12 protein-coding genes are annotated in these 14432 nt (G+C 68.6%); all 12 read left to right on the forward strand.

Features of this window, described 5'->3' with window-relative positions; genetic code table 11:
* The first annotated feature begins 210 nt into the window (after positions 1-210).
* A complete protein-coding gene (locus LQK81_RS02965) occupies positions 211-4059 on the forward strand; it encodes a baseplate multidomain protein megatron (RefSeq protein WP_230803231.1) in 3849 nt (1282 codons plus the stop codon).
* 17 nt (positions 4060-4076) lie between these two features.
* On the forward strand, positions 4077-4286 hold the full coding sequence (locus tag LQK81_RS02970; RefSeq protein ID WP_230803233.1) for a hypothetical protein: 210 nt from the start codon (positions 4077-4079) through the stop codon (positions 4284-4286).
* Between the two features lie 120 nt (positions 4287-4406).
* The gene (locus LQK81_RS02975) at positions 4407-4652 is read left to right on the forward strand and encodes a hypothetical protein (protein ID WP_230803235.1); all 246 of its coding nucleotides are present in this window, start codon (positions 4407-4409) and stop codon (positions 4650-4652) included.
* Between the two features lie 153 nt (positions 4653-4805).
* Complete coding sequence (gene feuP / locus LQK81_RS02980) at positions 4806-5477, forward strand: two-component system response regulator FeuP (RefSeq protein WP_230803237.1); 672 nt, start codon at positions 4806-4808, stop codon at positions 5475-5477.
* Positions 5467-6888 (forward strand): ATP-binding protein, encoded by a 1422-nt coding sequence (locus LQK81_RS02985; protein ID WP_230803238.1) that lies wholly within the window; start codon positions 5467-5469, stop codon positions 6886-6888. The genes feuP and LQK81_RS02985 overlap by 11 nt, the downstream gene beginning before the upstream one ends.
* Before the next feature lie 90 nt (positions 6889-6978).
* Positions 6979-7431, forward strand: coding sequence for a hypothetical protein (locus LQK81_RS02990; protein WP_230803240.1), 453 nt, complete (start codon positions 6979-6981; stop codon positions 7429-7431).
* A gap of 128 nt (positions 7432-7559) precedes the next feature.
* Positions 7560-8741 (forward strand): c-type cytochrome biogenesis protein CcmI, encoded by a 1182-nt coding sequence (gene ccmI / locus LQK81_RS02995; RefSeq protein ID WP_230804402.1) that lies wholly within the window; start codon positions 7560-7562, stop codon positions 8739-8741.
* Positions 8738-9190 (forward strand): cytochrome c maturation protein CcmE, encoded by a 453-nt coding sequence (gene ccmE / locus LQK81_RS03000; RefSeq protein ID WP_230803242.1) that lies wholly within the window; start codon positions 8738-8740, stop codon positions 9188-9190. The genes ccmI and ccmE overlap by 4 nt, the downstream gene beginning before the upstream one ends.
* Positions 9187-11178, forward strand: a complete 1992-nt coding sequence (locus tag LQK81_RS03005; RefSeq protein ID WP_230803244.1) for a heme lyase CcmF/NrfE family subunit — start codon at positions 9187-9189, stop codon at positions 11176-11178. Before ccmE ends, LQK81_RS03005 begins: the two co-directional genes overlap by 4 nt.
* A gap of 152 nt (positions 11179-11330) precedes the next feature.
* Positions 11331-11816, forward strand: a complete 486-nt coding sequence (locus LQK81_RS03010) for a cytochrome c-type biogenesis protein (RefSeq protein ID WP_230804403.1) — start codon at positions 11331-11333, stop codon at positions 11814-11816.
* A gap of 220 nt (positions 11817-12036) precedes the next feature.
* Entirely contained in the window at positions 12037-13629 is a 1593-nt protein-coding gene (locus LQK81_RS03015; RefSeq protein ID WP_230803255.1) for a Do family serine endopeptidase, read from the forward strand.
* Positions 13630-13748: 119 nt separating this feature from the next.
* Positions 13749-14432: a response regulator transcription factor gene (locus tag LQK81_RS03020; protein ID WP_230803257.1), complete on the forward strand. Its 684-nt coding sequence runs from the start codon at positions 13749-13751 to the stop codon at positions 14430-14432.

Raw genomic sequence — 14432 nt, forward strand, 5'->3', positions numbered from 1 at the left:
GTGCCGAGTGCAGCGAGGCGATGAGGGGGGCGGCGGACGCGGCGGCCCTGCTGGGAAAGCCCCCTCATCCGGCCCTTCGGGCCACCTTCTCCCCGAGGGGGAGAAGAGGGAATGGCGGCGGATCCGTTCTCTCTCCCGCTTGCGTGGAGGGGGTGAGGGGGTCGAGATGCCGCCGCGGGCGGTAAATGGACCGAAAGCTGGAGAGGCTTCATGGCGACAATCCTTTTTCAGGCGGCGGGCGCTGCGCTTGGCGGCGTCTTCGGGCCGATCGGGGCGATCGCGGGGCGGGCGGTCGGTGCGCTGGCGGGTTCGGCGGTGGACCGTGCGCTGATCGGCGGATCCTCGACCGTCACCGGGGCGAGGCTGCAGGACGGACGCATTCCCGGCGCCGACGAGGGGGCGGGGATCGTCCGCGTCTACGGCACGGCCCGCGTCGGCGGCACGCTGATCTGGGCCACGCGCTTCGAGGAGGAGGTGACCTCCGAGCGCGCCGGCGGCAAGGCGACCGGGCCGCGCGTCGAGACCTACAGCTATTTCGGCAACTTCGCCGTCGGCATCTGCGAGGGACCGATCGCGGGCATCCGCCAGGTCTGGGCGGACGGGCGCGAACTGGACCTGACGGAGCTGCCGATGCGCCTCTACCGGGGCGATGAGGACCAGTTGCCCGATCCGCTGATCGAGGCCAGGCAGGGGGCGGGTAACGCGCCGGCCTATCGCGGGCTCGCCTATGCGGTGTTCGAGCGGCTGCCGCTGGACAGTTTCGGCAACCGCATTCCGATCCTGCAATTCGAGGTGCTGCGGCCGACGGGCACGCTGGAGAACAGGATCCGGGCGGTGACGATCATCCCCGGCTCCAGCGAGCACGGCTACGATCCGCGGCTCGTGACCGAGCGGCTCGGCGCCGGCGAGGGGCGCAACATCAACCGCAACAACAGGATCGCCGCGACCGACTGGACGGCCTCGATCGACGAATTGCAGGCGCTCTGCCCCAACCTCGAGCGGGTGGCGCTCGTGGTCGCCTGGTTCGGCACCGACCTTCGGGCCGGCCATTGCCGGATCGTGCCGGGGGTGGAGGTGGCCGCGCGCAGCGAGGAGAGCCGGCCCTGGGCGGTGAGCGGGATCGGCCGCGGGCAGGCGCATGTCGTCAGCGAGAGCGGCGGCGGCCCGGCCTATGGCGGCACCCCCTCGGACGAAAGCGTCGTGGCCGCGATCGCCGACCTCAGGCGCCGCGGGCTGAAGGTCTATCTCTATCCGTTCATGCTGATGGACGTGGCGGCGGGCAACGACCTGCCCGACCCCTATGGCGCAACGGGGCAGGCGGCCTATCCCTGGCGCGGGCGCATCACCTGCCATCCGGCGACCGGCCAGCCCGCAAGCGCCGACCGGACGGCTGCGGCGCGTGCGCAGGTCGAGGCCTTCTGCGGCGAGGCGGCGACGGACGATTTTACCGTTTCGGGGACAACGGTCGTCTCGGGCGCGGGCGACGAGGGCTACCGCCGGATGGTGCTGCACTATGCGCTGCTGGCCGAGGCCGCGGGCGGCGTCGACGGCTTCATCATCGGCTCGGAACTGCGGGGGCTGACGCAGGTGCGCGACGAGACGGGCGCATTTCCTTTCGTCGAGGTGCTGTGCGACCTCGCCGCCGACGTGCGCGCGATCGTCGGGCCGCAGACGAAGCTCACCTATGGCGCCGACTGGAGCGAGTATTTCGGCTACCATCCGGCCGACGGCAGCGGCGAGGTGCACTTCAACCTCGACCCGCTCTGGGCGTCCGCGGCGATCGACGCGATCGGCATCGACAACTACATGCCGCTCTCCGATTGGCGCGACGGCGATGCGGTCGCCGGCAATCCGGACGGCTTTCGCCTCGCCGACGACGCGGCGGCCATGCGCGGCCAGATCGCTGCCGGGGAGGGCTACGACTGGTACTATGCGAGCCCGGCCGACCGGCAGGCACGGCTGCGCTCGCCGATCACCGACGGCATGGCCGGACGGGACTGGCTCTATCGCTACAAGGATCTTGAGGGCTGGTGGACCAACCCTCACCGTGAACGCGCGGGCGGGGCGGAACTGCCGGAGCCGACGTCCTGGCAGCCGCGCTCCAAGCCGATCTGGTTCACCGAACTCGGCTGCCCGGCGGTCGACAAGGGGGCGAACCAGCCGAACGTCTTCACCGACCCGAAGAGCGCGGAGAACGCGTTGCCCTATTTTTCCGCCGGCGGCCGCGCGGACGCGATGCAGCGGCGGTTTCTGGACGCCCATCTCGGCTGGTGGCGCGGAGAGGGGCCGGAGCCCGGCATGGTCGATCCGGACCACATCTTCCTCTGGACCTGGGACGCGCGGCCCTATCCGGCCTTTCCCGAGAACGACGCGCTCTGGGCCGACGGCCACAACTGGCAGCTCGGCCATTGGCTGAACGGGCGGCTGGGGGCGACGACGGTTGCCGACGCGATCGCGGCGATCCTGAGCGACCACGGCTTTTCGGACTTCGACGTCTCCAGGGTGGGCGGCGATCTCGTGGGGCTGGTGCAGGCCGAACCGGGCTCGGCGCGCAGCCTGCTGGAGCCGCTAATGGCGGCCTTCCAGATCGACGCGGTGGAGGAGGGCGCGACGCTCGTCTTCCGCTCGCGGCTGCGGGCGGCGCTGCCGGCGATCGAAATCGACGTTCTGGCCGAACGCCCGGACGAGACCGCATTCGAGGAGGTGCGCGGCCACGGCAGCGAATTCGCCGGCGAGGCGGTGCTGGACCATCTCTCCGACACGGCCGCCTATCAGCGGGTGACCGCACGCTCGCGCCGGACGACGGCTGAAAACGACCGGGTGCTGCGGCTGTCGCTGCCGGCGGTGCTGCATGGCGCGGCGGCGGTGGGCGCGGCGGAGGCGATGCTCAGGGACCATCGCGCCGGCATGCGGCGGCTGACCTTCCGCCTGCCGCCGAACGCGCTCTCGGTGATGCCGGGCGACGTCGTGCGGCTCGCCGACGGGCCGGACGGGCGCTTCGTCGTCACGCGCGTGACCGAGGGCGAGGTCCGCGAGATCGAGGCGCAGAGTTTCGCCGGCGGCGACATCAATGCGCCGGTGCCCTTTGCCCGCCAGTCGGCACGCTCGGCTGCGGGGCTGGAGGCGGCGGCCTTCCTGCCGGACGTGCAATTGCTCGACCTGCCGGCATTCGAGGCGGGGCCGGAGGAGAGCTTCGCCCGCGTCGCCGTCCTTGCCAGCCCCTGGCGGCCGGTGCTGGTCTCCTCCTCGCCGGGAGCGGACGGATACGCGCCGCGCGTGCGGCTGGAGCGGCCGGCGCGAATCGGGCGGCTTGCGGCGGACCTTTCGGCCGGCGCCTGGGGACGGTTCGACCGTGTCCAGGCGATCGAACTCGACCTGACCTTCGGCGCGCTGTCGACGAAGACGCGCAATGCCGTCCTCGGCGGTGACAACAGGATCGCGGTCGCCGCTCCCTCGGGGCGCTGGGAGATCCTGGGCTTTCTCGAGGCGGAAGAGACGGCGCCGCGGCGCTGGCGGCTTGGCGGTCTCCTGCGCGGGCTTGCCGGCAGCGAGGACGCGATGGCCGAGGGACATCCGGCGGGCTCGGTGGCGGTGCTGCTGGACGCGGCGGTGCGGCCCCTGTCCCTGACCGCCGACGAGGCCGGGCGGAGCTTCAATTTCATCGTCGAGGCGCGGGGTGCTGTGCAGGGGGGCGCACCGGTCGCCTTTGCCGGCGGCATGCGGGCGAGAACGCCGCTTGCGCCGGTGCACCTGCGCGCCCGGCGGCGCGGCGACGGCGCCGTCCTCTTCTCCTGGACCCGGCGGGCGCGGCGCGATGCCGACGGCTGGGAGGGCTACGACATCCCGCTCGACGAGCCGTCCGAGGCCTACCGGCTGGAGATCCTCGCCGGCGGCGCGGTGGTGCGCTCCGTCGAGACCGACGGGCCCTTCCATACCTATGCGGCGGCCGACGAGACGCTGGACTTCGGCGCAGCACAGCCGGCGATCACCATCCGCGTGCGCCAGCTCGGGCTTTCGGTGCGCGACGGCATGCCGGCGGAAAGAACCGTAACAACCTGAGATGAAAGGGAAATTCCATGGAGACGGAGACCAAGGTCTGGTATTTGTCGCGAACGGTCTGGGGCGGCATACTGGCGATCGCAGCCTCGGTGCTCAATCTGGCCGGAACAGAGATCAGCGGGGCCGACCAGGCCGAGCTGGCGGACAAAATGACGGCGCTGATGGCGGCTGCGGGCGGGATCGTCGCGGTTGCAGGACGGCTTGCCGCCAGCAGGCGGTTGCGCTGAGGGGCGGCCGGTCGCGGGGAAATCATCGACACATTCATTTGCCATTCAGCGTCGTTGCGTTAATTCTGACGCCACGTTGTAAGTGTCATCGAAGTTGTTAGTGCCATCGAAAGTGTGTCCATGACCTCGCCCATCATCATCGCTGCGACAGCGGCCAGCATGGCGTTCCTCGCGCCGCCGGCCGGGGACCGCATGCAGACGGTTGCCGCCGATTGCAGCGACGCGGCGCGCCAGGTCATGGCCGAAACGGGCGGCGAACTGCTGTCGGCGCAGCCGCGCAACGGCGTCTGCGTGGTCACCGTGCTGGTGCCGGGCAAGGGCAATGCGCGGCCGCGCAAGATCACCGTACGCGTGCCGATGGAGTAGCCGGACGGCCGGCGGATCCGAAGAAATGCGGCCGCAAAAGCATCTGGCTGTTTGCGCCCGCGACGTGCGACAATAGAAGAACGCAAGGCGCGCAGGGCGATTCCCCGGGGTTGGCGGCGCGCTTGAAGGGGTGAAGGGAAGGGAAGCCGACAGATGCGCATTCTCGTTGTCGAGGACGACGAAAACCTCAACCGGCAGCTTGCCGAGGCGCTGAAGGAGGCCGGCTATGTGGTCGACCAGGCCCATGACGGCGAGGAGGGGCACTATCTCGGCGATGCCGAACCCTATGATGCGGTGATCCTCGATATCGGCCTGCCGGAGATGGACGGCATCACCGTCCTTGAGAAATGGCGGGCGGACGGCAAGCGCATGCCGGTGCTGCTCTTGACGGCACGCGACCGCTGGAGCGACAAGGTCGCCGGCATCGACGCGGGCGCCGACGACTACGTGGCCAAGCCCTTCCATGTCGAGGAAGTACTGGCGCGGATCCGCGCACTGATCCGGCGCGCCGCCGGCCATGCGAGCTCCGAGATCGTCTGCGGTCCGGTCCGGCTCGATACCAAGGGCTCGAAGGCGACGGTCAACGGCGTGGCGCTCAAGCTGACCTCGCACGAGTACCGCCTGCTTTCCTACCTCATGCACCATATGGGCCAGGTGGTCTCGCGCACGGAACTGGTGGAGCACATGTACGACCAGGATTTCGACCGCGACAGCAACACCATCGAAGTTTTTGTCGGCCGGCTTCGCAAGAAGATCGGCGTCGACCTGATCGAGACCGTGCGCGGCCTCGGCTACCGCATGCAAGCGCCCGGCGATGGCCGCTAGAGCGCAGGCGGGCGCGCGGTCGCTCACCTTCCGCGTGCTCCTGCTCGCCTCGCTGTGGTCGGCGGTGGCGCTGGTGGTGATCGCGCTTGTGATCTCGACGCTCTACCGGCGCAGCGCCGAGGGCGCCTTCCGCGACCTCCTGCGCGCCCAGCTCTACAACGTCATCAACTCCGTCTCCACCGACGAGAGCTTCCAGCTGACCGGCAGCCCGCAGCTCGGCGACCTGCGCTTTTCGCAGCCGCAGACGGGCTGGTACTGGATCGTCGAGCCGATCGGCGACAACTTCCCCTCCGAGCCGATGTCCTCGACCTCGCTCGGCTACGGCAGCATCCCGATCCCCGACACCGAGACCATCCCCTTCGATACGCGCTACGAGCGCTACTATACGACCGAGGACACCTTCGGAAACCGGGTCGAGGTGGTCGAGACCGAGGTGGTGCTCGACCAGGACGGGCGCACGGCGCGCTTTCGCATCGCCGGCAACCGCAACGTGCTGGAAGACGACATCCGGGCCTTTTCCCGCAATCTCTACCTGGCGCTGGCCGGCTTCGGTTTCGGCAGCCTTTGCCTGAACGCGATCGCCATCCTGATCGGCCTGAAGCCGCTCGACCACGTGCGCAAGGCGCTGGAGCAGATCCGCGCCGGCCAGGCCGAGCAGCTGAGCGGCGCCTTCCCGCGGGAGATCCAGCCGCTGGCCAGCGAGGTCAACGCGCTGATCGACAGCAACCGCCGCATCATCGAGCGGGCGCGCATGCAGGTCGGCAATCTCGCTCACTCCCTCAAGACACCGATCGCCGTGCTCCTGAACGAGGCGCGCGTGCTGCAGCCGTCGCACGGCGAACTGGTGCGAACGCAGGCCGAGGCGATGCAGAGCCAGGTGCAGTCCTATCTCAACCGCGCCCGCATCGCCGCCCAGCGCGAATCGGTGCTGGCGCGCACCGAGGCGGCGCCGGTGCTGCAGCGGCTGGCGCGCGTGATGCGGCGGCTGAACGCCGACATCGATTTTCCTCTCTCGATCGAGCCGGAGGACCTGATGGTGGCGATGGAGCAGCAGGATCTCGAGGAGGTCGTCGGCAACCTTCTGGAGAACGCCGCGCGCTATGCCCGCGACACCGTGGCCATCCGCGCGATGCCGGCCCCCGACGCGACGGACGGCGCCGACGTGCAGCGCCGCCGCTGGGTGCTGCTCGAAGTGGAAGACAACGGCCCGGGGCTCGAGCCCGACCAGATCCAGGAAGCGCTGAAGCGCGGGCGACGGCTGGACGAGAGCAAGCCCGGCACCGGGCTCGGTCTTTCGATCGTCCGCGAGATCACCTCGGAGTATCAGGGGACGCTGACGCTGGCGCGCGGCCCCCTCGGCGGACTGCTCGCGCGATTGACGCTGCCGGCTGTCGCAAAGGATGTTGCTTGATACCGAAGACAGTGCAAGATAGGTGCCGGCGATGCAACGTCGTCCGCCGCGCTCGATGAATGAGCGGGTAGTCTCGGGAAAAGGCCTGAAATGAATCAGACAGACCGGATGTACAGAAAGTCTCGTGTCGTAACCATTCCGGTAGTCGTCGCTTCGCTCGGGCTTGCAGGCTGCAGCACGACATCGGGGCGTACCGTCACCATGGCCAATGCCTCCGCGGGGGCGGCCGTATCCTCGGAATCCTATATCTCCGCGCTCGACGGCGGGCTCGTCTCGCGCGCTTCGGGGGTGACGCTTTCCGCCGCCGACCGCCAGCGCGCGCTCGAGGCCGAATATCGCGCGCTCGAGGCCGCCCCCGGCGGCCAGCCCGTGGTCTGGCAGGGCCGCGGCGTGCAGGGCTCGGTCGTCGCGGCCGCCCCCTACCAGGTGGGTTCGCAGAACTGCCGGCAATACAAGCATACGGTAACGGTAGGCGGTCGGGAGACGGTCAGCCGCGGCGCAGCCTGCCGCACCTCTGCGGGAACCTGGACGCCGCTGAGCTGAACGGCGGACGCCGCCCGAAAGGCCAGCTGAGCGTGGCCCGGGAGGCGGAATGCGGCGAAACGCCTCAAATCTCCGTCAGAAAGGCTTTTGCAATTGGAAAAGGGCCGGCGTTCCATTAATTGAACGCCATGCTCTTCTGGATCCTTGTCGCCGTCCTGACCGCTGCGGTCGCCATCGTTCTGCTCCTGCCGCTGTTGCGGGCGGGCCGGGACGCCGATAGTGCCGAGGCGCACGATGCCGAGGTCTATCGCGATCAGCTGGACGAGTTGCAGCGCGACGAGGCGGCCGGCCTGATCGGCCGGGCCGAGGCGGAACTCGCGCGCGCGGAGATCGCACGCCGCCTGATCGCCGCCAGCGGCCACGGACAGGCGGCGCCCGAGGCGGCCGCGTCCCCGGCATCGGAACGGCGCCGCAACCGGCTGGCGCAGGTCGTCGTCGTCGTGCTCCTGCCGGCGATCGGGCTCTGTCTTTACTTGCTGCAGGGCCGGCCGGAACTTCCCGCGCAACCGCTGGCGGCGCGGCTTGCCGCCCCCGGCAACGACCTCAACATCCTGCTCGCCAAGGCCGAACGGCACCTGGCCGAAAATCCCGACGACGGGGCCGGCTGGGAACTGCTGGCGCCGATCTACGCCCGCAACGGCCGGCTGGAGGACGCCGCGAACGCCTACAGCCAGGCGATCCGGATCCTGGGCGGTTCGACGGAGCGACTCGACGGCCATGCCGAGACGCTGATCGCGCTGGCGGACGGCGTCGTCACCGAGGATGCCCGCGAGGCGCTGGAGCAATCGCTGGCGCTGGACGCGCAAAACCCGCGCACGCGCTTCTACCTGGCGCTGGCGCTGGAGCAGGAAGGCAAGCGGGCCGAGGCGCGCGGCGCCTTCGAAGCGCTGGCGAAGGATTCGCCGGCCGAGGCGCCCTGGCTGCCGCTGGTCAACCGCCATATCGCCTCGCTCGGGGGCAATGCCGCCGGGCAGGGGGCGGGACAGGATCCCGCCCGGGCGGAAAACGACGCGCCGGGCGGCCCGACCGAGGAAGACGTGGCCGCGGCCGGCGAGATGGATGCGCAGGGCCGCCAGCAGATGATCGAAGGCATGGTCGACAGCCTGGCTGCGCGGCTGAAGGAGAATCCCGACAATTTCGAGGGCTGGATGCGCATCATCCGCTCCTATGTGGTGCTGGATCAAAGACGGGCCGCCGAAGAGGCGCTAGCGCTGGCTCTGAAGAGCTTTCCGCCCGAGAGCGACAATGGCAGGCAGCTGCTGGCGCTGGCGGGCGAGCTTCGGATAACGGCCGGGGGTGACGGACAATGACACGCAAGCAGAAACGGTTGGCAGTCATCGGCGGGGGCGTGGGCTTTCTGGTTGCGGCAGTGCTGCTCGTCATGTTCGCCTTCAGCCAGTCGATCGCCTATTTCTACGTTCCCGGCGACCTGCAGAAGACCGAGGTTCCGCCGGGCACCCGGATCCGGCTGGGCGGTCTCGTCGAGACAGGCTCGGTCGAGCGCGGCTCGGGCTCGACGGTGACCTTCGTGGTCACAGACACGATCGGCACGGTTCCGGTGACCTATACCGGCATCCTGCCGGACCTGTTCCGCGAGGGGCAGGGGGTGGTCGCCGAGGGCGCCTTCACGGCCGGAAACCCGGTCTTCGTGGCCGACACCGTGCTTGCCAAGCACGACGAGACCTACATGCCGAAGGACGTGGCCGACCGGCTGGAGGCGCAGGGCGTGACGCTCGGAGGCAAGGAGACGATCCGTTGATCATCGAAATCGGACACTACGCCCTGGTCCTGCTGCTGGCGACATCGATCGTCCAGTCGCTGCTGCCGCTGGCCGGCACGGTCCGCAACGATCCCGCCCTGATGGCGGTGGCGCCGTCGGCGGCGGTCACGGGTTTTCTGCTGACCGCCTTTTCCTTCGCCATCCTCACCTTCGCCTACGTGACCTCGGATTTCTCGGTCGCCAACGTCTGGCAGAACTCCCATTCGATGAAGCCGATGATCTACAAGATCTCCGGCGTCTGGGGGAACCATGAAGGCTCGATGATGCTCTGGCTGCTCATCCTGACCTTCTTCAGCGCACTGGTGGCGACCTTCGGCGGCAACCTGCCGGAACGGCTGCGGGCGAACGTTCTCGCCGTGCAGGGCTGGATCACCACCGCCTTCGGCCTGTTCATCCTCCTGACCTCCAATCCCTTCCTGCGGCTCGACCCGGCGCCGGGCGAGGGGCAGGACCTCAACCCGATCCTGCAGGACGTCGGGCTCGCGATCCATCCGCCGCTGCTCTACCTCGGCTATGTCGGCTTCTCCGTCTGCTTCTCCTTTGCCATCGCGGCGCTGATCGACGGGCGGATCGACGCCGCCTGGGCGCGCTGGGTGCGGCCCTGGGCGTTGATGGCCTGGAGCTTTTTGACCGCCGGTATCGCCATGGGCTCCTACTGGGCCTATTATGAACTCGGCTGGGGCGGCTGGTGGTTCTGGGACCCGGTCGAGAACGCCTCCTTCATGCCCTGGCTCGCCGGCACAGCCCTTTTGCACTCCGCGCTGGTGATGGAGAAGCGCGAGGCGCTGAAGATCTGGACCGTGCTGCTGTCGATCCTGACGTTTTCGCTGTCGCTGCTCGGCACCTTCCTCGTCCGCTCGGGCGTGCTCACCTCCGTGCACGCCTTTGCGACCGACCCGACCCGCGGCGTGTTCATCCTGACGATCCTCATCATCTTCATCGGCGGCGCGCTGTCGCTCTTCGCCCTGCGTGCGCCGACGCTGAAGGCCGGCGGCCTGTTCGCGCCGATCTCGCGCGAGGGCGCGCTCGTCTTCAACAACCTGATCCTGACGACGGCGGCCGCGACCGTCCTGACCGGCACGCTCTATCCGCTGGTGCTGGAGGCGCTGACGGGCGAGAAGATCTCGGTCGGTGCCCCCTTCTTCAACCTGACCTTCGGCCTCCTGATGCTGCCGCTGCTGCTGGCGGTGCCGTTCGGCCCTCTGCTCGCCTGGAAGCGCGGCGATCTGCTGGCCGCGGGCCAGCGGCTGTTCGCGGCCGTCGGCATCGGGCTCTTTCTCGCGGCGATCGCGCAGTGGTCACAGGGCGGCGGGCCGGTGCTCGCCTATTTCGGCCTTGCGATCGGCTTCTACATGCTGGCCGGCGCGGTGACCGACCTGGCGCTGCGGTCCGGCGTCGGCAAGGTGACGGCAGGCGTGGCGCGCCGGCGCCTGTTCGGGCTGCCGGGCTCGGCCTTCGGTACTGCACTTGCCCATTTCGGCGTCGGCGTCACCGTGATCGGCATCGTCGCCGTCACCGCCTTCGAGACCGAGCACGTGGTCGAGATGAAGCCGGGCGCGAGCGTTGAGGCCGGGGGTTACACGCTGACCTTCGACGGCATGCGCCAGGGGCGCGGGCCGAACTTCACCGAGGAGAGCGGCCATTTCACCATCGCCCGCGCCGGTGTCTCGAAGGGCGAGGTCTGGTCGTCCAAGCGGCTCTACACGGCCCGGCGCATGCCGACGACCGAGGCCGGCATCCGCACCTTCGGCTTCAGCCAGCTCTACGTCTCCCTCGGCGACGCCATGAGCGACGGCGGCATCGTCGTCCGCGTCTGGTGGAAGCCGATGATCCTGTGCATCTGGATCGGTTCGCTGATCATGATGGCGGGCGGCTTCGTGTCGCTGTGCGACCGCCGGCTGCGCATCGGCGCGCCGCAGGGTGCGCGCAAGGCAAGGCCGGTTCCGGCGCTGGGGGCGGCTGAATGATGCGGTGGTCGCCCCTCCAGTTCCGGTACTTGCCCCTCACCCTAGCCCTCTCCCCGCAAGCGGGGAGAGGGGACGTGCCCCATGCGACGCGATCGTCCTTCTCCCCGCTTGCGGGGAGAAGGTGCCGGCAGGCGGATGAGGGGCGTCGTGGCATATTCGCCAGGCTGGCATTGATCCTCTTCCTGCTTCTTTCGCCCCTGCCGGCCTTCGCCGTCAACCCGGACGAGGTATTGGCCGACCCGGCGCTGGAGGCCCGCGCGCGGGCGCTTTCGGCGCAGTTGCGCTGCATGGTCTGCCAGAACCAGTCGATCGACGATTCCAACGCGGAACTGGCCCGCGACCTGCGCGTGCTCGTGCGCGAGCGCATCGTCAGCGGCGACAGCGACGAGGCGGTGATCGACTACGTCGTCTCGCGCTACGGCGAATTCGTGCTGCTGAAACCGCGGCTGCGGGGCGAGACGCTGCTGCTCTGGGGCGCGCCGATCGTGCTCTTTCTGGGCGGAGCTATCGCGATGATGCTGTTCGTGCGCCGGCGCGCCGGCAAGGCGGTCGGCGAGCCGCTGACGGCGGAGGAAAAGGCGGCGCTGGAGAAGATCGTCGCCGGGAGCCAGGCAAAGGGTGCGGGCGGGGAAAGCTGAGGCAGCTCGCGCAAGAGCGTGCCGCGGTCTTGTCGCAGCGACTTGCGAGAAAACAAGGACTTGAAGCGCAAAGCGAATTCGACGAATCCCGACGCGCTCTGACGTCCGCCTCGCGCAAACATTACCAAAATTTCATGCCGCGGATAGTGCGCGGTAATGTGGACGGCCCTATCTGTTGGTCATCGATCTCCAGTCGATTCCCAAGAGAAAAGGTTCCGCGATGTCCAAGCAAATTTCCCTCCGCCCTTCGCTCAAGACGGTTCTGAAGACTTCTACCGTCGCGGGTCTGGCAGCACTGATGCTTTCGACCGGCATTCCCGCGCAGGTCGTGCAGTCCTTCGCCGAGCCGGTCAAGGTCACCGCGCCGCAGGTTGCGAGCTTCGGCGATGTCGTCGACGCCGTCTCCCCGGCCGTCGTCTCCGTCCGCGTCCAGTCCGACGTCAAGCCGGTCTCCAACGAGGGTGACGGCAACAGCTTCAACTTCAACTTCGGCGGCCGCGGCTTCGACGACCTGCCGGACGATCATCCGCTCAAGCGCTTCTTCCGTGAATTCGGCGGCCCCGGCGGCGGCCAGGACGGCCCGCGCGCCGACCGCGGCCCGCACCGCTTCGGCGACCGCGACCGTGACGGCAAGCGCAGGGGTCACATGCGCCCGACCTCGCAGGGCTCCGGCTTCATCATCTCCGAGGACGGCTATATCGTCACCAACAACCACGTCGTCGACGACGGCGCCGCCTTCACCGTCATCATGAACGACGGCACCGAGCTCGACGCCAAGCTGGTCGGCAAGGACAGCCGCACCGACCTCGCCGTCCTGAAGATCGACAACAAGGACAACCGCAAGTTCACCTATGTCAGCTTCGCAGACGACAACAAGGTGCGCGTCGGTGACTGGGTTGTCGCCGTCGGCAACCCGTTCGGCCTCGGCGGCACCGTGACCGCCGGCATCATCTCCGCCCGCGGCCGCGACATCGGCTCCGGCCCCTATGACGACTACCTGCAGATCGATGCTGCCGTGAACCGCGGCAACTCGGGCGGCCCGGCCTTCAACCTCGACGGCCAGGTCGTCGGCATCAACACGGCGATCTTCTCGCCGTCGGGCGGCAATGTCGGCATCGCGTTTGCGATCCCCGCTTCCGTCGCCAAGGACGTCGTCGCCGACCTGATGAAGGACGGCAAGGTCGAACGCGGCTGGCTCGGCGTGCAGATCCAGCCGGTGACCAAGGACATCGCCGAATCGCTGGGGCTGGCCGAGGCGCAGGGTGCGCTGGTGGTCGAGCCGCAGGCAGGATCCCCGGGCGAGAAGGCCGGCATCAAGAAGGGTGACGTGATCACGGCCCTTGACGGCGACCCGATCAAGGATCCGCGCGACCTCGCAAAGCGCGTCGCCCTGATCGCGCCGGGCACCGAGACCGAGTTCTCGCTGTGGCGCAACGGCAAGTCGGAGACCGTCAAGGTCGAGATCGCCAAGCTCGAGGCCGACCAGCAGGCATCCGCCTCGTCGGACCAGGCAACGCCGGACGAGCCGCAGTCGAGCGAGGAGGAACTCGCAGACCTCGGCATCGCCGTCAGCCCGTCCGATGACGGCACCGGCGTCACCGTCGCCGCCGTCGATCCGGACTCCGATGCGAGCGACCGCGGCCTGAAGGAAGGCGACCGCATCACCTCGGTCAACAACAAGGAAGTCAAGTCGGCTGACGACATCACCAAGGTCATCGACCAGGCCCGCAAGGACGGCCGCACCAAGGCGCTGTTCCAGGTCGATACCGACAGTGGAAGCCGCTTCCTTGCCCTGCCGATCGACCAGGGCTGACCCGCACAGATCGATCCGGTGCGCCGCGGAATCGCAAGGTTTCGCGGCGCTTGCGTCTTGACGCGGCGCCTGGCGTCGCGATCTGTTCAACGGCGCGTCAACACGTGTAAGGTTCATCCATGAAGATACTGATTGTAGAAGACGATCTGGATGCCGCCGCCTACCTGACCAAGGCGTTCCGCGAGGCCGGCATCGTTTCCGACCATGCCAGCGACGGCGACAGTGGCCTCTTTCTGGCGATGGAGAACGCCTATGACGTGCTTGTCGTCGACCGCATGCTGCCGCGTCGCGACGGCCTCTCGCTGATCTCCGAGCTGCGGGCCAGGGGCATCCACACACCCGCCCTGATCCTGTCGGCGCTCGGCCAGGTCGACGACCGTGTGACCGGCCTGCGCGCCGGCGGCGACGACTACCTGCCCAAGCCCTATGCCTTCAGCGAGCTTCTGGCCCGCGTCGAGGTACTCGGCCGCCGCAAGGGTTTGCCCGACCAGGACATGACCTACCGCGTCGGCGACCTCGAGCTCGACCGGCTCGCGCATGTCGTGCGCCGTGGCGGCAGGGAGATCCTGCTGCAGCCGCGCGAGTTCCGCCTGCTGGAATATCTGATGAAGAACGCCGGCCAGGTGGTGACGCGCACCATGCTTCTGGAGAATGTCTGGGACTATCACTTCGACCCGCAGACCAACGTCATCGACGTGCATGTGTCGCGGCTGCGCTCCAAGATCGAGAAGGACTTCGACCAGCCGCTGCTGCGCACGGTGCGCGGCGCCGGCTACATGATCAAGGACGAGGTTTCCGCCTGA

Source organism: Rhizobium sp. GN54, assembly GCF_021026345.1.
GTDB lineage: Bacteria > Pseudomonadota > Alphaproteobacteria > Rhizobiales > Rhizobiaceae > Mycoplana.